Annotated in this window: 17 protein-coding genes and 1 pseudogene; 17 read left to right on the top strand and 1 reads right to left on the bottom strand. The window is 56.7% G+C overall.

Features of this window, described 5'->3' with window-relative positions:
- Positions 1–52: 52 nt before the first annotated feature.
- The 12 genes from grpE to NLX71_RS04525 all read left to right on the top strand — a co-directional run bounded on the left by grpE (position 53) and on the right by NLX71_RS04525 (position 11,408).
- Complete coding sequence (gene grpE / locus NLX71_RS04580) at positions 53–661, top strand: nucleotide exchange factor GrpE (protein WP_254362316.1); 609 nt, start codon at positions 53–55, stop codon at positions 659–661.
- A 69-nt stretch (positions 662–730) separates the two neighbouring features.
- Positions 731–2,578: a molecular chaperone DnaK gene (gene dnaK, locus NLX71_RS04575; RefSeq protein WP_254362315.1), complete on the top strand. Its 1,848-nt coding sequence runs from the start codon at positions 731–733 to the stop codon at positions 2,576–2,578.
- A gap of 82 nt (positions 2,579–2,660) precedes the next feature.
- Positions 2,661–3,776, top strand: a complete 1,116-nt coding sequence (gene dnaJ / locus NLX71_RS04570; protein WP_254362314.1) for a molecular chaperone DnaJ — start codon at positions 2,661–2,663, stop codon at positions 3,774–3,776.
- 112 nt (positions 3,777–3,888) lie between these two features.
- On the top strand, positions 3,889–4,074 hold the full coding sequence (locus NLX71_RS04565; RefSeq protein ID WP_302058080.1) for a YfhD family protein: 186 nt from the start codon (positions 3,889–3,891) through the stop codon (positions 4,072–4,074).
- A 19-nt stretch (positions 4,075–4,093) separates the two neighbouring features.
- On the top strand, positions 4,094–4,489 hold the full coding sequence (locus NLX71_RS04560) for a hypothetical protein (RefSeq protein WP_254362312.1): 396 nt from the start codon (positions 4,094–4,096) through the stop codon (positions 4,487–4,489).
- Between the two features lie 167 nt (positions 4,490–4,656).
- On the top strand, positions 4,657–5,637 hold the full coding sequence (gene prmA / locus NLX71_RS04555) for a 50S ribosomal protein L11 methyltransferase (protein ID WP_254362311.1): 981 nt from the start codon (positions 4,657–4,659) through the stop codon (positions 5,635–5,637).
- Between the two features lie 10 nt (positions 5,638–5,647).
- Complete coding sequence (locus NLX71_RS04550; protein ID WP_254362310.1) at positions 5,648–6,334, top strand: site-2 protease family protein; 687 nt, start codon at positions 5,648–5,650, stop codon at positions 6,332–6,334.
- 133 nt (positions 6,335–6,467) lie between these two features.
- On the top strand, positions 6,468–7,244 hold the full coding sequence (locus NLX71_RS04545; RefSeq protein WP_254362309.1) for a 16S rRNA (uracil(1498)-N(3))-methyltransferase: 777 nt from the start codon (positions 6,468–6,470) through the stop codon (positions 7,242–7,244).
- Positions 7,245–8,651: a tRNA (N(6)-L-threonylcarbamoyladenosine(37)-C(2))-methylthiotransferase MtaB gene (mtaB, locus tag NLX71_RS04540; protein WP_254362308.1), complete on the top strand. Its 1,407-nt coding sequence runs from the start codon at positions 7,245–7,247 to the stop codon at positions 8,649–8,651.
- A 135-nt stretch (positions 8,652–8,786) separates the two neighbouring features.
- The gene (locus tag NLX71_RS04535) at positions 8,787–9,218 is read left to right on the top strand and encodes an NUDIX hydrolase (protein WP_254362307.1); all 432 of its coding nucleotides are present in this window, start codon (positions 8,787–8,789) and stop codon (positions 9,216–9,218) included.
- Positions 9,219–9,284: 66 nt separating this feature from the next.
- Positions 9,285–10,655, top strand: coding sequence for a class I SAM-dependent rRNA methyltransferase (locus tag NLX71_RS04530; protein WP_254362306.1), 1,371 nt, complete (start codon positions 9,285–9,287; stop codon positions 10,653–10,655).
- Between the two features lie 150 nt (positions 10,656–10,805).
- Positions 10,806–11,408: a nitroreductase family protein gene (locus NLX71_RS04525; protein WP_254362305.1), complete on the top strand. Its 603-nt coding sequence runs from the start codon at positions 10,806–10,808 to the stop codon at positions 11,406–11,408.
- 98 nt (positions 11,409–11,506) lie between these two features.
- Here NLX71_RS04525 and NLX71_RS04520 read toward each other — a convergent pair whose 3' ends face one another.
- Positions 11,507–12,346, bottom strand: coding sequence for a hypothetical protein (locus NLX71_RS04520; protein WP_254362304.1), 840 nt, complete (start codon positions 12,344–12,346; stop codon positions 11,507–11,509).
- Between the two features lie 238 nt (positions 12,347–12,584).
- On the opposite strand from NLX71_RS04520, the gene gnd reads away from it, so the two are divergent.
- The 5 genes and pseudogenes from gnd to NLX71_RS04495 form a co-directional block, all read left to right on the top strand.
- Positions 12,585–13,484 (top strand): phosphogluconate dehydrogenase (NAD(+)-dependent, decarboxylating), encoded by a 900-nt coding sequence (gene gnd / locus NLX71_RS04515; RefSeq protein ID WP_254362303.1) that lies wholly within the window; start codon positions 12,585–12,587, stop codon positions 13,482–13,484.
- A 112-nt stretch (positions 13,485–13,596) separates the two neighbouring features.
- Positions 13,597–14,268 (top strand): GntR family transcriptional regulator, encoded by a 672-nt coding sequence (locus NLX71_RS04510; protein ID WP_254362302.1) that lies wholly within the window; start codon positions 13,597–13,599, stop codon positions 14,266–14,268.
- A gap of 269 nt (positions 14,269–14,537) precedes the next feature.
- Positions 14,538–16,067, top strand: coding sequence for a gluconokinase (gene gntK / locus NLX71_RS04505; protein ID WP_254362491.1), 1,530 nt, complete (start codon positions 14,538–14,540; stop codon positions 16,065–16,067).
- A gap of 248 nt (positions 16,068–16,315) precedes the next feature.
- The gene (gene addB, locus NLX71_RS04500) at positions 16,316–19,999 is read left to right on the top strand and encodes a helicase-exonuclease AddAB subunit AddB (protein ID WP_254362301.1); all 3,684 of its coding nucleotides are present in this window, start codon (positions 16,316–16,318) and stop codon (positions 19,997–19,999) included.
- Positions 19,996–21,339: pseudogene (locus NLX71_RS04495) on the top strand (UvrD-helicase domain-containing protein); the annotation flags it as partial. The gene addB and the pseudogene NLX71_RS04495, both read left to right, overlap by 4 nt.
- Positions 21,340–21,407 lie beyond the last annotated feature (68 nt).

Raw genomic sequence — 21,407 nt, 5'->3', positions numbered from 1 at the left:
TAAGTAGAGATAGACAGGCCGGACGGTCGATTCGGTTAAGGAGGTGACACAATTGAACGCGGAACAAAAAGAGCAAGCGAACGGACGGCCGGAGACGGACGTCGAAACTAAGGAGCAAGAAGCCGGAGCTACATATGGCGACGGAGCATCGACCGAAGGCGCTGCCGATACAGAACAGGCAACCAGCCAATCGGAGGCTCAGGAGGCAGTCCATCTGGAAGTGGAAGAGCTCAAAAAACAAGCGGAGGAAAATCACCAGCGTTTTTTGAGGGCGCAGGCTGATTTTGACAACTTCAGACGCCGCACGCAAAAGGAAAAAGAAGAGTTTGCCAAATATGCTTCGTTCAAGCTGATCGAGCAGCTGCTTCCGGTGGTCGACAACTTCGACCGGGCGCTTGCCGCCAGCAAGGACAGCAGTGATTACGAAGCTTTGACGAAAGGGATCGATATGATTTTCCGCCAGCTGGAGCAAGTGCTGACAAGCGAAGGCTTGCAAAAGATGGAAGCGGTCGGTCAACCTTTCAATCCCGAGTACCATCAAGCCATCATGCAGGTGGAATCCGATGAGTACGAGGAAGGCATCGTCGTGGAAGAAGTGCAAGCGGGCTACCTGCTGAAAGACAAAGTCATCCGACCAGCCATGGTCAAAGTGAGCTCATAAAGCATAAATTATGAACGCGATAAGCGTATACCCATACAATGCACAGCGAAATTAAGGAGGCTAACCCTCATGAGTAAAGTAATTGGTATCGACCTTGGGACAACGAACTCCTGCGTAGCCGTCATGGAGGGCGGCGAGGCCGTCGTGATCCCGAACCCGGAAGGCAACCGTACGACTCCTTCCGTCGTAGGCTTAAAGAAAGACGGCGAGCGCGTCGTCGGCGAAACGGCGAAACGCCAAGCCATTACGAACCCTGACCGTACGGTCATCTCCATCAAGCGTCATATGGGGACAAACCACAAAGAAGTAATCGACGGCAAAGAGTACACGCCGCAAGAAATTTCGGCGATCATTCTGCAAAAGCTGAAAGCCGATGCGGAAGCTTACCTCGGCCAGCCGGTCACGCAAGCCGTTATTACCGTTCCGGCCTATTTCAACGACAGTCAACGTCAAGCGACGAAGGACGCAGGTAAAATTGCAGGCCTCGAAGTGCTGCGGATCGTGAACGAGCCGACGGCGGCCGCTCTCGCGTACGGGATGGAGAAAAGCGAAGACCAAACGATTCTCGTATACGACCTTGGCGGCGGTACGTTCGACGTCTCCATTCTGGAGCTTGGCGACGGCTTCTTCGAAGTTAAAGCGACCAGCGGGGATAACCGTCTGGGCGGCGACGATTTCGACCAAGTGGTCATCGACCACCTCGTGGCCGAGTTCAAAAAAGAGCAAGGCATCGATTTGAGCAAAGATAAAGCGGCCGTTCAACGGTTGAAAGACGCTGCCGAAAAAGCGAAAAAAGAGCTGTCTGGCGTTGTGACGACGACAGTTTCCCTTCCGTTTATTACGGTTGTGGACGGCGTGCCGCAGCACTTGGAGATGAACTTGACCCGCGCCAAATTCGAAGAGCTTTCCGCCGAGCTGGTGGAAAGAACGATGGGACCGACCCGTCAAGCTTTGAGCGATGCGGGCCTTAGCGCGAACCAAATCGACAAAATCGTATTGGTCGGCGGTTCCACGCGGATTCCGGCCGTTCAAGAAGCCGTGAAACGGCTGACAGGCAAAGAGCCGCACAAAGGCGTTAACCCGGACGAAGTCGTCGCGCTCGGCGCTGCCGTGCAAGCGGGCGTACTCACTGGCGACGTCAAAGACGTTGTACTGCTCGACGTGACTCCGCTGTCCTTGGGGATCGAAACCGCAGGCGGCGTATTTACGAAAATGATCGACCGCAACACGACGATTCCGACAACGAAATCGCAGGTGTTCTCCACTTACGCAGACAGCCAGCCGAGCGTGGAAATCCACGTTTTGCAAGGGGAGCGCTCGATGGCGGCCGACAACAAAACGCTGGGCCGCTTCATCCTGGGCGATATTCCGCTCGCGCCGCGCGGCGTGCCGCAAATCGAAGTTACGTTCGACATCGATGCCAACGGTATCGTCAACGTTAGCGCACTGGATAAAGGCACAGGCAAAAGCCAAAAAATTACGATCACGTCTTCCAGCGGTCTGTCCGAAGAGGAAGTCGACCGCATGATGAAAGACGCGGAATCGCATGCCGACGAAGACCGCAAGCGCAAGGATCTTGTTGAAGCCCGCAACCAGGCGGATCAGCTCGTTTATTCCGTCGACAAGACGATTAAAGATCTGGGCGACAAAGTCGATCAGGCTGAAATCGACAAGGCGAATGCGGCGAAAGACAAAGTGAAAACAGCGCTTGAAGGCAACAACCTTGACGAGATCAAAGCAGCGACCGAGGAGCTGACGCAGATCGTTCAGCAGCTTTCCACGAAGCTGTACGAACAGGCGGCACAGCAGGCTCAAGCGGCCGGCGGCGCAGACGCAGAAGGCGCGCAAGGAGCGGCCAAAGGCAAAGACAACGTGGTAGACGCGGATTACGAAGTGGTCGACGAGAAGAAGAAGTAATAACCCTTGCGGTTAGCAGGAAGTCAAAGCCGGCATTCGGCTTTGACTTTCCGTTTGTCGCCCGGGGAGTGGGAGTGGAACGATGAGTAAACGCGATTACTATGAAGTGCTTGGCGTAGGCAAGGACGCTTCCCAAGAGGATATCAAGAAAGCTTACCGTAGTCTCGCCCGCCAATACCACCCGGACGTGAACAAGGCGGACGATGCGGAGGCCAAGTTCAAAGAAGCGAAGGAAGCGTACGACGTGCTGAGCGACGATCAGAAGAAAGCGCAGTACGACCGCTTCGGCCATGTCGATCCGAATCAAGGTATGGGTGGCGGTTTTAACGGCGCCGACTTCGGCGGCTTTGGCGATATTTTCGACATGTTCTTCGGCGGCGGCCAGCGGCGCAACCCGAACGCGCCGCAACGGGGTAACGACCTGCAATATACGCTGACCGTCGAATTCAAGGAAGCGGTATTCGGCAAAAAAACCGAAATCAACATTCCCCGCACGGAAACGTGCGATACGTGTCACGGCAGCGGAGCGAAGCAGGGAACGAAGCCTGAAACGTGCGGCGTCTGTCACGGGTCGGGACAGCAGGAAGTCGTGCAAAATACGGCTTTCGGGCGAATCGTCAACCGCCGGGTGTGCTCTGCTTGTCAAGGGCAGGGAAGAATCATCAAAGACAAATGCGGAACGTGCCATGGCTCGGGGAAAGTCAAGAAGCAGCGCACGATCAGCCTGAACATTCCAGCGGGCGTGGACGATGGGGCACAGCTTCGCGTCACGGGAGAAGGCGAAGCAGGGACGCGGGGAGGTCCTCCGGGAGACCTGTACGTCGTGATTCGCGTCAAATCGCATGAATTTTTCGAGCGGGAAGGCGACGATATTTATTGCGAAGTGCCTCTGACGTTCGCGCAAGCGGCGCTTGGGGACGAGATCGAAATTCCGACGCTGACCGAGAAAGTGAAGCTGAAAATTCCGGCCGGTACGCAGACGGATACGTATTTCCGCCTGAAAGGCAAAGGCGTTCCACGGCTTCGCGGGTACGGTCAAGGCGATCAGCACGTGAAGGTGGTCGTCGTGACGCCGACCAACATGAACGACGAGCAGCGGGAGCTGCTGCGCGAATTCGCACGGCACAGCGGCGAGCATACGCACGAGCAAAATGAATCGATTTTCGAGCGGATGAAAAAGGCCTTTTTAGGCGAATAGGCAGTTCAACAGGCATACGCAGGCACGGCGGCGATTTTTTTTCGCTGCTGTGTCTTTTTGCATATTTTCCGTTTCATTGGCGAACAATACAGGAGGTGGTTATTCAAACCGAATGAACAAAGTGAAGGAGGATACAGACATGAGCGAAAATGAACGTCAGGCCAATCAAGCGAATCGGCAGCTTCCCATCGCCACGAACGAAGACGTCGAATTTGCTTCCGAGTTGGCGGATCAAGCGGACGTCGAAGCGCGCGAGCGTGCGGCGGATGCCGATGAGAGACAACAAGGGCAAGCGTAGGGAAGCGGGGTAATTTTTTATGGCTGAAAAAAGCATCTTGGCTTATTTCCAATCCAGGCAGCAAGCGGAGAGCTGCGTGCCGAAGCTGAAAGCCTTGCGTGCCGCCGATATTCAAATCGATCAATTCGGGGAGTATCCGGGGCATGGCGTGGAGGAAACGTTCAATCCTTTAAGCAACAGCGATTTTCCGGGATTGGCCTATTTAACGCTCGGCGGGTCCGGTATGAGTCAGGATGCGCGGATATTGACCGCCGTCGATGTGGATGCCAGCGGCATGGCCGACGGCAGCAGAGAGCTGTTGGCAGCGGACCCGGAGGATATGACGCGCCGGGACATTCTGCTGACGGTCGTTCTGGATGAAGCGACCTACGACCAAGCGCTGCGGGTCATCCGCGAGGCGGGCGGCAACATTTGAAGCCCGGCAAAGGCGGCATTCGCAGCCAGTGATAACGGTTCTTTGCATGTCCGACATGCAGGGAACCGTTTTTCGCATGCGTCCGAGCCGTTTTACCCGCGCCCGTAATTGTTGTATACTAGGACTTATGTGTGCTTGCATAAGCAAAATATGGGAGGGAATACCCGGTGCGTTGGCATGAATTAACGGTACATACGACAGAAGAAGCAATCGAGATGATTTCGAATTTTATACACGAGTTTGGGGCAGGCGGCGTGTCGATCGAGGAGTCCGGGACGCTCAACAAGAAGAGGGATACGTCGCTCGGGCAATGGTATGAGCTGCCGCTGAACGATATCCCGGAAGGCCGGGCCGTCATTAAAGGCTATTTCGCCGAAGGGACCGACATGGAAGCAATTCTGGAGGAACTGAAGCGGTCCGTCGATCAGCTTGCGGAATACGATATCGATACCGGGAATCCTGTCTACGAATTGAACGATGTGGACGACGAGGATTGGGCGAACGCGTGGAAGCAGTACTTCAAGCCGCTGCGCGTAACGGACCGGCTGACGATTAAGCCGACCTGGGAAGAATATACGCCGGAAGCGGACGAGCTGATTCTGGAGCTGGACCCCGGAATGGCCTTCGGCACGGGCACGCATGCGACGACGTCGCTTTGCTTGCGCACGCTCGAACGTGTGATCCAAGGCGGCGAAGACGTGATCGACGTCGGCACCGGCTCGGGCATTTTGGCCATTGCGGCCGCCAAGCTGGGCGCGAAGCATGTGCTGGCGCTTGACCTCGATCCGGTGGCCGTGTCCAGCGCGACGGAGAACGTGCACCTGAACGGGCTGGATCAGCAGATCACCGTGAAGCTGAGTGACCTGCTACAGGTGCTTAACGAGCACAAGGCGGAAGCGGCTGGAAGCGGCGCGCTCGGCGTCAAGCTGCCTGTGCAGGTCGTTGTAGCGAACATTTTGGCCGAAATTATATTGCTGTTCGTCCAAGACGTGTACGAGGTGCTGGAGCCAGGCGGGCGCTATATCGTATCCGGCGTGATCAAGAGCAAGCAGCAGGCGGTGGAAGAAGCGCTGACCTCGGCCGGCTTCGAGTTGATTGAGCAAACCGAGGAGCAGGATTGGGTTGTGCTCGTCGTCAGAAAGCCGTAGGTGAGCGGACATGAATTGGAATTTTTTCGCATACCCGTTGGAGCAATTGCCGTTTGTTTTCCTTGTGCTGTTGCTCAGCTTTACCGTGCACGAATTCGCGCACGCTTATTTCGCCGACCGGTTCGGCGATCCGACGCCGCGGTCGATGGGACGGCTTACGCTGAATCCGCGCGTACACCTCGATCTGCTGGGGATGATCTTTTTTCTGGTCGTCGGCATCGGATGGGCGAAGCCGGTTCTGGTCAACCGCAGCCATTTCAAAAAGCCCCGGCTGATGGGCATTATCGTGTCGTTAGCCGGGCCGCTCAGCAACCTGGTGCTTGCTTTCGTTAGCTTGATCCTGTTCTATGCGCTGATCCGTATGGGCGCGTTAACCGGAACGTCGCAAGGGGTAAGCATGGCAATTCAACTGTTTTTCACCCAGATGGTCCTGATGAATATTTTCTTGTTCATACTCAACCTGATTCCATTCCCTCCGTTGGACGGCTACCGCATCGTGGAGGATCTGCTGCCGCCAAAAATCATGATGAAGATCAAGCCTTACGAGCAGTGGCTGTTTTACGCGATTTTGTTGATGTTCTTCATACCGCCGATCCGGAACGTTACGCTCGGGCCGATCTTTGCCCTGCAGCGGCCGATTTTTGAGGCGTTCGATTCCGTAGCGCAGCTGATTTTCGGGGTAGGCATCCGGGCGTGACCGTTTTCGGTAAAATCGGTTAATTTTCATCGGAAACTGGCGTTTGGAACGAAAAAAGTGTATGATGGAGGATGACCGTTTCTACGTTTCGTAAAAGCGGTCAACCTATTTTTGTGGAAGTGAAGGATACGAAATGCAGCGATATTTCATTCATCCGGACGAATTTGCGGATGCTGTGGTTACGATAACCGGGGACGATGCGCATCATTTGATTCGCGTGATGCGGGCGAAGCCGGGAGATACGTTCATTGTAAGCGACGGCGTAAGCCGGGAGGCGCTTGTGTGCATTCGTTCTTTGGAAGACCGGCAGGTGACGGCGGATATTGTGGACCGTCTGCCGATGGAGAACGAAGCGGCGGTCGATGTATGGATTGCTCAAAGCCTGCCCAAAGGAGACAAGATGGAGCTTGTCATCCAGAAAGGGACGGAAATCGGCGCAGTCCGTTTTTTGCCGTTCGTTTCAGAGCGCACGGTTGTTCAATTGGACGGCAAAAAGGAAGGCAAGCGGCGTGAACGCTGGCAGAAAATTTCCAAAGAAGCGGCTGAGCAGGCCCACCGCAACCGCGTTCCCGCGGTCGAGCCCGTGCTCTCGTGGAAGGAGCTGCTGCGGATAGCTTCGGAGGCGGATGCCGCCTGGATCTGCTATGAGAAGCAGGACGCGCAGCAGCTTCGCCGGGCGATACGAGAAGCGGTTTCGCGGAGAAACGACCGGACCGAAGGAAGCCGCGTCAAGCTGATGCTTATCGTAGGACCCGAGGGCGGGTTCAGCGAGCGGGAAGTCTCGGAGGCGGAGGCGGCCGGCTGCGTGGCGGTCGGTTTGGGCAAACGAATTTTACGAACGGAGACGGCCGCCATGGTCGGGCTCACATGCATTTTATACGAATCCGGAGAAATGGGGGGAGAACAATAAATGGCAACCGTCGCTTTTCATACGCTCGGATGCAAAGTTAACTTCTACGATACGGAAGCGATCTGGCAGTTGTTTAAACAGGAAGGCTACGAGCAGGTTGATTTCGAATCGACAGCCGACGTCTACGTCGTCAATACCTGTACGGTGACCAACACCGGGGATAAAAAAAGCCGTCAGATGATTCGGCGCGCCATTCGGAGAAACCCGGAAGCGATCGTCGCGGTGACCGGCTGCTACGCGCAAACGTCGCCGGCCGAAATCTTGGCGATTCCGGGCGTCGATCTGGTCATCGGAACGCAGGACCGGGACAAAATCATGCCTTACGTGAAACAGCTGGAGCAGGAGCGCCAGCCGATCAACGCGGTGCGCAATATTATGAAAACACGTGCGTTCGAAGAGCTGGACGTGCCGGACTTTTCGGATCGTACGCGCGCCTTCCTGAAAATTCAGGAGGGCTGCAACAACTTCTGCACCTTCTGTATCATTCCGTGGTCGCGCGGTCTGATGCGCAGCCGCGAGCCGCAAAGCGTGTTGAATCAAGCCCGCATGCTCGTCGACGCCGGTTATCAGGAAATCGTGCTGACGGGGATTCATACCGGCGGCTATGGGGAAGATATGGAGGATTACAGCCTCGCCAAGCTGCTGTGGGATCTGGACAAGGTCGACGGCCTGAAGCGGATTCGCATCAGCTCGATCGAGGCGAGCCAAATTACGGACGAGGTGCTTGAGGTGCTGCAAGCCTCGGACAAAATGTGTCGTCATCTGCACATTCCGTTGCAGGCCGGAGACGACGAGGTGCTCAAGCGGATGCGCCGGAAATATACGACGGAACAATTTGCTTCCAAAATCGAGCATATTCACCGGATTATGCCGGGCGTTGCGATTACGACGGACGTTATCGTCGGTTTCCCTGGGGAGACGGATGAGATGTTCCGCCGCGGCTACCGGTTTATGGAGCAGATGAAATTTTCGGAAATGCACGTATTCCCGTATTCCAAGCGGACCGGTACGCCGGCCGCGCGGATGGAGGATCAGATTGACGAGGAAATCAAAAACGCCCACGTACACGAACTGATCGATTTGTCCGAAAGGATGCAGCTCAGCTACGCGGAGACGTTTGTCGGCCAAGTGCTTGAGGTCATTCCGGAGCGGGACTACAAGGGTCAGCCGGGAAGCGGCCTGCTCATGGGCTATTCGGACAACTACCTGCAGCTTGTGTTCGAAGGCAGCGAGGACTGGATCGGCCAAGTGTGCCGGGTGAAGGTCACCGAAGCCGGAGTTAACGAGTGCCGCGGCCAGCTTGTCCGCGCCCCCGAAGCGGGAGCCGTTCACCTGTCGTCCAGAGCGACGGGCACGGGCGTTTCGGCCGAGACGATTCCGGGACAAGCGGCTAAAGCGATCGTATAAGCTGAAGAACGAAGGATTTCATTCGACGAGAATCAAGTGCGTTTTCCTGCGGCATCCATGATTCAAGCCGCGGTAAGACCGCCTGCTTCCGACGGGTGAAGTCCTTTCGATTTCCAATAGGAAAGGGTGATGTCGATGAAGGAAATTTCGGCAGGGGGCGTAGTGTTTCGCAAAATCGGAAACGACGTGCAGGTGCAAATGATCCAGGACCGGTACGGCAAAATTACACTGCCGAAAGGCAAGATGGAAGCCGGGGAAACGATAGAGCAAACGGCGCTGCGCGAAATTCTCGAAGAAACGGGAATTACGGGAACCATCGTGCGTCCGCTGGAGACGATCACGTACCAATTCGCTATGAACGGCGGGCTCATCGACAAAGAGGTCCACTATTTTCTTGTGGAAGCGACCGGAGGCACCTTGCAGGCGCAGGTCGAGGAAATCCGCGGCGTCGAATGGCTTCATCCGCTTGAGGCATGGCATCAGCAGACGCATTCCGGATACGGGAACAACGATTCCGTTTTGCAAAAGGCGCTGAATGCGTTGGGCTATGAAGTGAACGGACAATGACCGGATTCAACTGAAGCGGGGGCTCAACGGCACCTCGCCGTACTAAACATTGGGAGGACTTCGGCCATGGCTGTCGTTGTATTGCAGAAAAAAAGAAAAAAACGGTTGGAAGAAGGCCACCCATGGGTGTACCGCTCGGAAATCGAACGCGTGGAGGGCGAGGCGCCGGTAGGAGGGCTCGTATCCGTACATACGCACGCCGGTCAATATTTAGCGACCGGGTATTATAATCCGGCTTCGCAATTGACCGTTCGGATTGTTTCCTACGAACCGATGGAAGAAATGACACACGCCTACTTTGTCCGCCGGATTCAAGAATGCAAGGAGCACCGGGAACGGTTTTTGCCGAACGCAGGGTCGTACCGGCTCGTTTACGGCGAGGCGGATTTCCTGCCGGGCCTGATCGTGGACAAGTTTGAGGACGTGCTGGTGGTACAGATTTTAACGCTTGGCATGGAGCGGGTGCGGGAGGCGGTCGTCTCCGCGTTGGTGGAGGTCATGAGGCCGGCTGGCATTTACGAGCGCAGCGACGTCTCCGTGCGGCAGCTCGAAGGTCTGGAGCAGCGGACCGGCGTGCTGTACGGCGAATGCCCGCAGCATGTCACGATCCGTGAGAACGGGATCGTTCTGGAAGTGGATATTGCGCAGGGGCAGAAGACCGGTTATTTTTTCGACCAGCGGGAAAACCGGGCCGCCTTGGAACCGCTCATGAAGGGCTGGGGCCAACGGGGCGGCATTGAACTGCAGGAGCGGGTGCTGGACGACGGGACGGTAAAGCGCGTGCCGGTCAACCGGAATGGCAGCGAAGTGACGTTTCCTTTTTGGGATGGCGCGACGGTACTGGAATGCTTCTCGCATACCGGCAGCTTTACGCTTCATGCATGCCAATTCGGCGCCAAAAAAGTGACGTGCCTCGACATTTCCGAGCATGCTGTTGAAACGGCCAAGCGGAACGTGGAGCTGAACGGTTTCAGCGATCGGGTGGAGTTCGTTGTCGCCGACGCGTTCGATTATCTGCGTGAGCAGGCTCGTGGCTTGGAGCTTCGGCAGGAGCGGGGAAAATCGGGCGAACGGAAGGTCGATACGTCGGTGCCACTTGCTGCGAAAGGCAGAACGTGGGACGTGGTCATTTTGGACCCGCCGGCCTTCGCCAAGTCGCGGAGCGCGGTCGAAGGGGCTTGCCGGGGCTACAAGGATATTAACCTGCACGGCATGAAGCTGGTGAACGAAGGCGGATACTTGGTGACGGCAAGCTGCTCTTACCATATGAAGCCGGAGTTGTTCCTCGAAACGATCAACGCGGCCGCCTACGATGCGGGCAAAACGCTGCGTCTGATCGAATTCCGTAATGCCGGCAAGGACCATCCCCGTATTCTCGGGGTGGAGGAAGGCAACTATTTGAAGTTCGCTATTTTTGAGGTTCGAAGCAAGCGATAAGATAATCAGCATGGAACAAGCCTTAGTTCGGTACACACCGAATTAAGGTTTTTTTGAATTTTTGAACAATAGATTTGACGTCGGGGAGACCGTTGTATTATGATCCTTGCGGTAACTTCTTCATAAGATGATTTCGGAGGTGCTGGTCAGATGAATTCGAACATGTCATTAACCGAGGCGATTCGTGGCCGGAGAAGCGTAGGGCGCGTTAAGAGCGATCCGATTGCGCGGGAGCTGATCGAGCAGCTGCTGGAAGCAGGCAACTGGGCGCCCAGCCACCATGCGACTGAGCCCTGGCGCTTTTATGTGATGACCGGCGGCGGCCGGCAAGCGTTGGCTGACGCGTATGCGGATATTGCAGCCGAAGGGGCCGCTGGCGTGTCGGGGCAAGAGCTGGAGGAACTGCGGGCGAAGCAGGGTGCAAAAGCATTCCGTGCGCCGGTGGTAATCGCCGTTGCCGTGTCTCCGTCCGCGGCGAAAGGGGTCAGCCGCATCGAGGAGTTTGCCGCAGCGCATGCCGCCGTGCAAAATATGCTGCTCATGGCGCACTCGCTCGGACTTGGAGTGATCTGGCGGACCGGGGAACCGGCCTATCATCCGCGGATGAAGCAGGCGTTCGGTCTCGGCGATGCCGATGCCATCGTAGGGCTAGTGTACGTTGGTATTCCAGAGGCGACGGCATCCGAGGGCAAGCGCCGTCCGGCAGCGGATAAAACGGTATGGATGACCGGCGAGGCCGACAGCAAGCTGTAACCTGCTTCCCGTACCTTCGCAGGGGCTTTTCCGAATCCGTCTGACTTCGGATTTGAACGGATCGGGCGTGTTTGGAAAGGCTGATGCCGGCCGATCTTTTAAAGAGCGAGTCCGGCAGAACGGTCCGGAGGCAGTCGTTTCAGCAACTGCTTGCGGGCCCGGGTGACGGCTCTTCGGACCGCTGGCGATACATCCTGCTCCAGCTTGGTGAAAGCGGGCGCGAGCAGGTCCCAATGCTCAGCCGCTGCGGCTGAGGCATACATATTCGTCGCGTGGATGCGAACCGCCTCGTTCGCACTGGCGATCCATACGTCAAGCCGTGCAGCCGTTTCCTCTGGATACGAAGCGAGCAGCCCCTCACCGAGTGTGAGCGGGCTTATTGCTTTTCCGGCGGAGACCGGGGCGCCCGACATCAGCAGCTCGGTCAAATCCAGCAGCGGCCGGCTCCATGCCGGGTTGCGGGTTTTTGCCGCGATTCGGACGGCGTGAGCGACGGCTGTGATCTCGTGCGGTAGAGGCGAGGTAGACCATGCGGTTAGCTGCGGATAAAACGCGTGAAATTGCTTGACCAACAGCGTTCCGCAAGCCTCGCCCGTCCAGCGCCGGACGGTAGCGTGCGGGCTTTCGGTCAAGAAGCGCAGCCGTTCAGCTGTCTCGTCGGGAGCTGCTGTGTACTGGCCGGACAATAGAAAGACGGCAAGCTCCTGCGCCGTTTCGTCCCCGGATTGCGCAAGTCCGGAAGCCAAGCGGACGAGCCGCTTCGGATCGGGCAGCGCGGCTTCGATCACTTGCAGCGCTTGATGCTTGACGGCGCGCGCCTGTTTATCGGGCAGCGTGCTGAGGACCGGGCCCAAGACAGCCGTTAAGGCGGAAACCGAGCCGCGGGAGGCGGCGTCCGCCACATCGTGCGTCCAGTCTTGTTCGGCAAGCGGCATCATAATAAATTCCTCCGTTTCAAACGTTTCGTTGTTATATCTTACCACGATATTACCAAACATACGTTCTGCGGGCAAGGCATTTGTTCCGGCGCAAGACGAAGCTGTTCCGAAATCCGATGCTCTCAAGACAGAGGAGGAGAGCAATTCGTAGTTTACAGACAAGCAGGATAGAGGTATATTATCTTTAAACACATGAATACTTGTATACAAGTACACAATATTTGTTGGGGTGATAATGATGAAGCTAGGAATGATCGGACTTGGAAAAATGGGGTTCAACCTCGTGCAAAATTTGCTTCAGCAGCAGCATGAGGTGGTGGTGTATGACGTCAATCCCGAACCGGGAAAGAAACTGCAAGAATGCGGCGCAGAGCTCTCCGCTTCCGTCAACGAGCTGGTAGAGAAGCTGGAAGCTCCCCGCATCGTCTGGATCATGGTACCGGCCGGTCCGATTGTAGATCAGGTGATCGATACGCTTGGTCCGCTGCTGGAGCAAGGGGATATCGTGATTGACGGCGGGAACTCCCACTACAAGCAATCGGTGGCTCGTGCGGATAAGCTGAAGGAGCGGGGCATCCATTTTTTCGACGTGGGAACATCGGGAGGCACGGAGGGCGCGGCTCGCGGCGGCTGCTTCATGATCGGCGGCGACCAGGACGCGTTTGGAATCATTGAACCGCTGTTTCAAGGCATCGCGGTCGACCAAGGCTATTTGTATGCCGGCGGCCACGGCAGCGGGCATTTTCTCATGATGGTCCATAACGGCATCGAGTACGGTATGATGCAATCGATTGCCGAAGGCTTTGAAATTTTATCGAAAAGTCAGTTTGATTTCAATTACGAAGAGGTTGCGCGGGTGTGGGCGAACGGCTCGGTGATTCGGGGATGGCTGATGGAGCTGACCCAAAACGCGTTTTCCAAAGATCCCAAGCTGGACGGGATTCGGGGAATTATGAAAAGCTCCGGTGAAGGAAAATGGACGGTTCAGACGGCGCTTGATATGGAAATCAGCACGCCTGTCATTGCGTTGTCCCTGCTGATGCGGTACCGGTCGATGGAAGACGATACGTTCCATGGCAAGGTGGTGGCCGCTCTGCGCAATGAGTTTGGCGGTCATGAAGTCGTACGAAATTCGTAAGATCGATTTTCCCGATGGATTCGTTTCATAACGATGTGATAAAATCTAGAAATACTTGTCTACGATACCTTATCGCGCTTATCGAAAAACGGTCTGAATGGGAGAGTTGTTCATGCGTTATCCTGCTGCATGGTTGCAAGGGTTGTCTTTGGGAGAAAGAATGGCTTGCGAATTAAGATTGCAAATTATCGCCGGGAACATAAAACCGGGCGAAGTCATATCCGAAAATAAGGTGGCCGCGGATTTCGGAACAAGCCGGTCGCCGGTCAGGGAAGCGTTGAAAACATTGTCAAACGAAGGTCTCATTCGTCTGGAAAGAATGGGCGCCGTCGTGAACGGTCTCAGCTCACAGGATGTCCAAGAGCTGTATGACGTCCGGTTTTTGATCGAGAGCTTTGCGCAGCAGCGATTGGCCGAAGGAAACCACGAGTCGCTGCTCCCCAATCTGAAACGGAACATCGATAAGATGGAATTGGCGATGAAGCATCGCGATATCGAGGAATTTTCGTATCTGGACTTTTCTTTTCACGAAGCGATCATCGTGGAGGCCAAGCATACAAGGATCTTGCATTTGTGGAAAAGCATCCGCCAAATCGTGTTGACCGTCATGTTCCTTACGACGTCGGAGATATTCTCCAAAGGCGAAAACAAACTCAAGTCCGTCATCGATAAGCACCGCTCGCTTGTCGCCGGGCTCGAATCGAAGGATGTCACCGTCATTCAAACCGTCGTTCAGCAATATTTTGCCGACTCACATAAAACGCTGCATAGCAGGTTTCCTTAAAAGGCCACTGCTTTGCAGGCTTTTCATTGTCATACTTGTCGACAAGTACACATGAATTCATTGCCATACTATAAAAAGGGCATACTCTGGATACCGAATCATGCTCGCTTGAATAATAAGGAGAGTGCTTATGAACCGTATTTTGGTCTCGATCCCAACTTGACCTTGATCATGGGCGTTACTTTCCATTATTTTTCTTGTTGTTCTGATTGCCAGAGCGCCGTGGTTTAAGAAAGAGGGTTATTTCATTGAGCCAGCCAGCCTACTATATGATTGGCGTTGACATCGGAACGACCAGCACGAAAGCTGTCTTATTCGAGGAAAGCGGAAAAGTCGTAACCAAGGCGGACGAGGAATATCCTTTGTATACGCCTACTTCGTCTATAGCCGAGCAGGACCCGGACCGCATCTTCCGCGCGGTAATCCAAACGCTGAAGCGCGTAATGACGCAAAGCGCCGCGAGGCCCGAGCAAGTCCTGTTTGTCTCTTTCAGCTCGGCTATGCACAGCGTCATCGCGGTTGATGCCGAAGGCAGGCCGCTAACGCGCTGCATCACATGGGGGGATAACCGAAGCGCCGCCTGGACGGAACGCTTGAAACGGGACATGAACGGCCATGAGATCTATTTGCGGACGGGAACGCCCATCCATCCGATGTCGCCGCTTTCCAAGCTGCTGTGGCTTCGCCATGATCATCAGGAGTTGTTTCAAAACGCCAGCAAATTCATCTCGATCAAGGAATATGTGTTTGCCAAGCTGTTCGACGAATACGTGGTCGACTATTCCATTGCCTCGGCGACAGGACTGATGAATTTGCAGAAGCTGGACTGGGACGAGGAAGCGCTGGACGTTGCCGGGATATCGAGAAATCAATTGTCCAGACTCGTCCCGACGACGTACGCGCTGAAAGGAATGAAAGCCGGGTTTGCGGAAGAAACGGGCCTTGCCGGAACGACTCCGTTTATTGTCGGCGCGAGCGACGGTGTGCTTTCCAACCTTGGCATGAATGCGATTGAGCCCGGAGTTGTGGCGGCGACCATCGGCACCAGTGGCGCGATCCGCACCGTGATCGACAGGCCTTCAACCGATCCGAAGGGGAGAATCTTCTGCTATGCCCTGACGGAAAAGCATTGGGTCATCGGCGGAGCGGTCAACAATGGCGGCATGCTGTTCCGGTGGGCGAGGGACGAGTTTGCCGCATCGGAGGTCGAAACGGCCAAACGTCTTGGAATTGATGCCTACGATCTGCTGACGCAAATTGTGGAGAAGGTGAGCCCAGGCTCCGATGGCCTGATTTTTCATCCTTATATGACTGGGGAACGCGCCCCTTTATGGAATGCGAATGCGAGAGGCTCCTTTTTCGGCTTGACGATGCACCACCGCAAGGAGCATATGATCCGCGCCGTGCTGGAAGGGGTTATTTTTAATCTGTACACCGTCTTGCTGGCGATGGGGGAGCGGATCGGGCGGCCCAAAAAAATTCAAGCTACCGGCGGCTTTGCCCGCTCCTCTCTCTGGCGTCAGATCATGGCGGATATTTTCGATCAGGAAGTGGTTGTCCCCCAAAGCTTCGAAAGCTCTTGTCTCGGGGCCGTCGTGCTTGGGTTATACGCGACAGGGAGAGCGGATTCGCTGCAAATCGTTTCCCGGATGGTCGGCGCAACGCATGTGCATAAGCCGATACGGGAGCATGCCGAAATCTACCATGAGCTTCTGCCTATCTACATTAAAATTGCGCGAAGCATGGAGGAAGAATACGAGGCGATCGCCCGTTTTCAGCAAAAGCGGGAACGCCTGTAGGAAACTTCAAGCTTCGATTCTGTGGAAAAAGCCGGGAAAAGCGCGCTGTCCTAAAGGGCGGCCCTTTTCCTGGCTTTTCCTATTGTGCCGAGCCAATGCCGCAGCCAAAGGATACGCCGGGGCGGAACGAGTGTTCCGGTGTATTCGATTGTGCTATACTATACCAAAACCTGTCTTTTCCGCAATGTCCGACATTTTGGTAGAATAATAGAGTTACGTGAATTGAAGTTAAATTTGGAGGAGCGACTATGGCTTTTCAATTTGTGCTCGGCCGTGCGGGCAGCGGCAAAACGACGTATTGCCTAAGCGCGATCAAGCAAAAGCTGCTGGAGCAGCCGGACGGTGCGCCGCTGATCTGGCTCGTGCCGGAGCAGGCTACCTTTCAGGCGGAATACGCGTTGGTGTCCTCTCCAGAACTCGGAGGCACGCTGCGCGCTCAAGTGCTCAGCTTTCGGCGGCTTGCCTGGCGCGTCATGCAGGAGGTAGGCGGCGCCTCGCGCCTGCCGATTGATGAAACAGGAAAAAAATTGCTGCTGCACCGCATTTTACATAAACAAAAAGAACGTCTGCGCCGTTTTCAAGCGTCGGCGGGACAAACGGGCTTTCTGGATAAATTGAACGAGCTGTTTGCGGAGCTGAAACGGTACTGTATAAGCCCCGATCAGCTTGAGCAGTTTTATTCGTCGCGCTTTGCATCCGACGGCGGCAATGCTTCCGGCACGCTTCCGGACAAGCTGCACGATTTGCAGCTTCTGTACAGCGAATTCGAGGCCGAATTGTCCAAGCTGTATCTGGACGGGGAAGATTATTTGACGCTGCTGGCCCGCCAAGTCGGCGAATCGGCGTATTTACGGGGCGCGGAACTATGGGTCGACGGGTTCCACGGGTTTACCCCTCAGGAGCTTGCCGTCCTGGAACAGCTTGCGCTGTACGCTGGCCAGGTTACGATGACGCTCTGTCTGAACCGTCCGTACACGGGCGGGGAGCAGCCGCACGAGCTGGATTTGTTCCATCCGACCGCCCGGACGATGAAGACGCTGCGGGAGCGGCTGGATGCCTTGGAGGTCGAAACCGAAGCCTCGATCATCCTGCCGCCGTCGCCTCCGGCAAGGTTCCGGGAGACGCCGTCACTCGGATTTTTGGAGGCGCAATGGGAGGAGCGGGTGAAAAAGCCTTACCGACCCGAGGCGGGGGATAACAGGCCGCCGGCCGTTCGCATATCGGCGGCGGTCAGCCGCAGGGCGGAGGTGGAGGCGCTGGCCCGGGACGTCGTCAAGCTCGTCCGCGACGAAGGGCTTAGATGGCGCGACATCGCCGTGTCGGTCCGCAACATGGAATCGTATGGCGAGCTGATCTCGGGCACATTTGCCGACTACGGCATCCCGCACTTTTTGGATCATAAGCGGCCGGTCGTGCATCACCCGCTCGTCGAATTGATTCGTTCCGCGCTCGAAACGGTCAACCGTTATTGGAAATACGAAGCGGTTTTTCGCGCGGTCAAAACTGGATTTTTCCTGCCGTTCGGCGAGGCGAGAGAGCGGGAGGACGGTTTGATCATCGACCGGCATGCGATGGACCAGCTCGAAAACTATGCGCTGGCGTTCGGCATTCAGGGACACAAATGGACGAAGGACTGGACGTATTCGTACCGGACCACGCTCGAGCAGGACGATACGCGAGCCAGTGAGGCGGACGAGGCGTTTCTGCGAAAGCTCAACGCCTGCCGCAGGCTGGTGGCCGAGCCGCTCGGGGCGCTGCAGGAACGCATGCGCCGGAAAGCGACAGTGCTTCAGCGGGTTGAGGCGCTGTACGGCCTGCTGGAGCAGCTGCGGGTGCCGGAGCGGCTGGAATCTTGGAGCCAAGCGGCCCTTACGCAAGGACGAGCGGAGAAAGCGCGGGAGCACGCCCAAGTATGGGAACGGATCGTGGATATGTTCGATCAACTCGCCGAGCTGATGGGAGACGAGACGATGACGCCGGAGACGTTCGCGGAGCTGGTGGACACGGGGCTTGAAAGCATCAAGCTCGGCCATGTCCCGCCCACTCTCGATCAAGTGCTGGTCGGCAGCATGGACCGGACCCGTTCCGGCCAGGTCAAGCACATGTTCGTGCTTGGCGTGAGCGAGGGAGTCATGCCCGCCAAAATGCCCGAAAGCGGCGTCTTGTCGGAAGCGGAGCGCGAGCAGTTGGCCGGAAACGGGCTGCAAACTGCTGAAGGGAGCCAGAGGCGGCTGCTTGACGAGTCGTTCCTGATCTACTGCGCGTTTTGCGCGCCTTCGAACGGATTATGGCTCAGCTACCCGTTGGCCGACGAGGAAGGGAGGTCGCTTCTGCCTTCGGACGTGATCCGTCAGGTGAAGCGGATGTTCCCGTCGCTGCAGGAGCGGCTGCTGTTGAACGATCCGACCCCGGACAGCCACGCCGGCGAACAAATGGAGTATGTCGCACATCCGGATAAAGCGTTGTCCCTGCTAATGGTACAGCTAAAGCAGTGGATGGGCGGGGCTCCGATGAACGCCGTCTGGTGGTCGGTGTACAACTGGTTCGCCCGCCAACCCGAACATGCTCTGAAGCTGTCGCGGATGGTGCAGGCGCTGCTCTGTTCGAACGGGGCGAAGGAATTGAGCGCCGCAACGAGCCGCGAGCTGTACGGAGAAAGCATCCAGACGAGCGTATCCCGGATGGAGCGCTTCGTCGCGTGTCCGTTCTCCCAGTTCGTCTCTCACGGGCTGCGGCTGAAGGAACGCCGTATTTTTCGCTTGGAAGCGCCCGATATCGGGCAGCTGTTTCACGCCGCCTTGACCAAGTTTGCGGAGCAGGCGGAGCGCGAAGGGTTCGACTGGGGCGGCTTATCGGCCGCGGAATGCGAGCAGCGGGCGGCGCTTGTCGTCGACGCGCTTGCGCCGAAGCTGCAGGGCGAAATTTTGCTCAGCTCCAAACGGTATTCGTATATTGCGCGCAAGCTCAAGCAGGTGATCGGACGGGCGGCGCTGATGCTGGGCGAGCACGCCCGGCGGGGGCAGTTCCGGCCGATCGGACTGGAAGTCGGCTTCGGAAGCGGACAGCCGATCCCGCCGCTGCTTTACGATCTGGACAACGGCGTACGCATGGAGCTCCGGGGAAGAATCGACCGGATCGACCGGGCGGATACCGAGCAAGGAACGCTGCTGCGGGTGATCGATTACAAGTCGAGCTCCAAGGCGCTGAATATGACCGAAGTGTATTATGGGTTATCGCTGCAAATGCTCACGTATTTGGACGTTATTCTGACGCATGCGCCGATTTGGCTCGGACACGAAGCACAGCCGGCGGGCGTGTTGTACTTCCATGTACATAATCCGGTTTTGAACGCAAGAAACGGGCTTTCCGCTCAAGAGATCGACAGCGAGTTGAAGAAGCGGTTCAAAATGAGAGGTTTGCTTCGTGCCGACGCGGATACGATCCGGCTGATGGACAGAGGGCTGGCGGAAGCCGGAGGGCATTCCGACCTGCTGCCGGTAGCGCTTAAGACGGACGGCAGCTTCTATAAAACGTCGTCAGTTGCTTCCGTAGAACAGTGGAACACCGTTCGGCGGTACGTCAAGCGGACGATCCGCGAGATCGGGACGTCGCTGACGGACGGTACCATCGAGATTGCGCCTTACCGGATGGGCCAAGCGACGGCCTGCACGATGTGCGCGTACCGTTCCGTATGCCAATTCGATACGCAGCTCGACGGCAATGCGTACAAGCAGCTTACGCCGATCGGCAAAGACCGCATATGGGAAATGATGGAGCATAAGGCTGCTTCCGCTCCCCCCTCCGCCGGAGCGGCTTACCGGCCGCGCGCTTCGGCAAAACGGCCGACTGCTGAAGAGAGCCGGATAGCGGAGCCGGGGGAAGGGAACGTCTTGGAAGAACCGGATAACGAGAATGGAGGGAACGAACAATGACGGAAACGATGCCCAAGCCGGAGAATAGCACCTGGACGGACGAACAATGGCAGGCCATCGCGGTCCGCGGCTGTTCTACGCTCGTCGCCGCCGCTGCGGGCTCCGGGAAAACGGCCGTGCTGGTCGAACGGATTATCCGCCGCATTTCGGACGAGCGCGAGCCGCTTGACGTAGACCGGCTGCTTGTCGCTACGTTCACCAAGGCGGCAGCCGCCGAAATGCGCCACCGGATCAGCGAGGCGCTGGAGAAGGCGCTGGCGGACAATCCGGGCTCGGATCACCTGCGCAAGCAGCTTGCGCTGATGCCGCAGGCGTCGATTACGACGCTGCACTCTTTTTGTATGGAGGTTATTCAGCGGCATTACCAGCGGATCGGACTCGATCCGAACTTCCGAATCGCCAATGAAACGGAGAGCGCGCTGCTGCGGCAGGATTTGTTGGAGGAGCTGCTGGAGGAGCGGTACGGCGAAGCCGGAGAAGGCGATTTGTTCTGGCGGCTGGCGGATTCGTTCAGCGGGGACAAAAACGACGATGCACTGTTCTCGCTTGTGCAGCGGCTGTATGACGATTCGCGGAGCCACCCGTGGCCGGAGCATTGGCTGAACGAATGCGTCCGCATGTTCGAGCGGCCCGTCGCTTCCGGCGATAATCCGTGGCTGGCAAGCTTGCTTGCGTACGTCCGCTTGGAGCTGCAGGCTATGGTATCAAGGCTTCGGGAAGCGGTGCGGATCGCAGAGCAGCCCGGAGGACCGGCGCCGTATTTGACCAATCTTCAAGATGACGGCGCGGTCGTCGGCGAGCTGCTGGAGTTGGCCGACGCAGGCTCTTGGGAACCGCTGTATCAAGCGTTTCAGGGCGCCGCTTTCGGCAAGCTGAAGGCTTGCCGGGGAGATGGCTTCGACAAAGCGCTTCAGGAGCAAGTGAAGGACATGCGGGGGGAGGTTAAAGACCGACTGAGCGAGCTGAAGGAAGAATTGTTCGGACGGACGCCGGAACAGTACGAGGCGGAGCTGCGGACGATGGGACCGCTTATGGAGGCGCTCGTCGGTCTGGTAATCGATTTCGGCGAGCGGTACCGGACGGCCAAGATGAGCAAGCGGCTCGTCGATTTTGCGGACTTGGAGCATTTTTGCCTGAAGATCCTCAGCGCCGACGAGTCGCTGCCGGGGAAACCTGTTCCTTCCGACGCAGCGCTGGAATACCGGGAGCAGTTCGCCGAGGTGCTGCTGGACGAGTATCAGGATACGAACCGCGTGCAGGAAGCGATTGTCCAACTGATCGCCAAGGACGCGCCGGGCAACCGGTTTATGGTTGGGGACGTCAAGCAAAGTATTGTGCGCCCATAAGGCGCATCAGTTTTCCCCGTTAAGCCGGGGGGCTTCAAGGGTATCGAAGCCATGTCACCCAA

Origin of the sequence: Paenibacillus sp. MZ04-78.2 (assembly GCF_024213375.1) — a bacterium.
Taxonomy (GTDB): Bacteria; Bacillota; Bacilli; order Paenibacillales; family NBRC-103111; genus Paenibacillus_G.
This window is presented reverse-complemented; position numbering and strand designations above follow the sequence as displayed.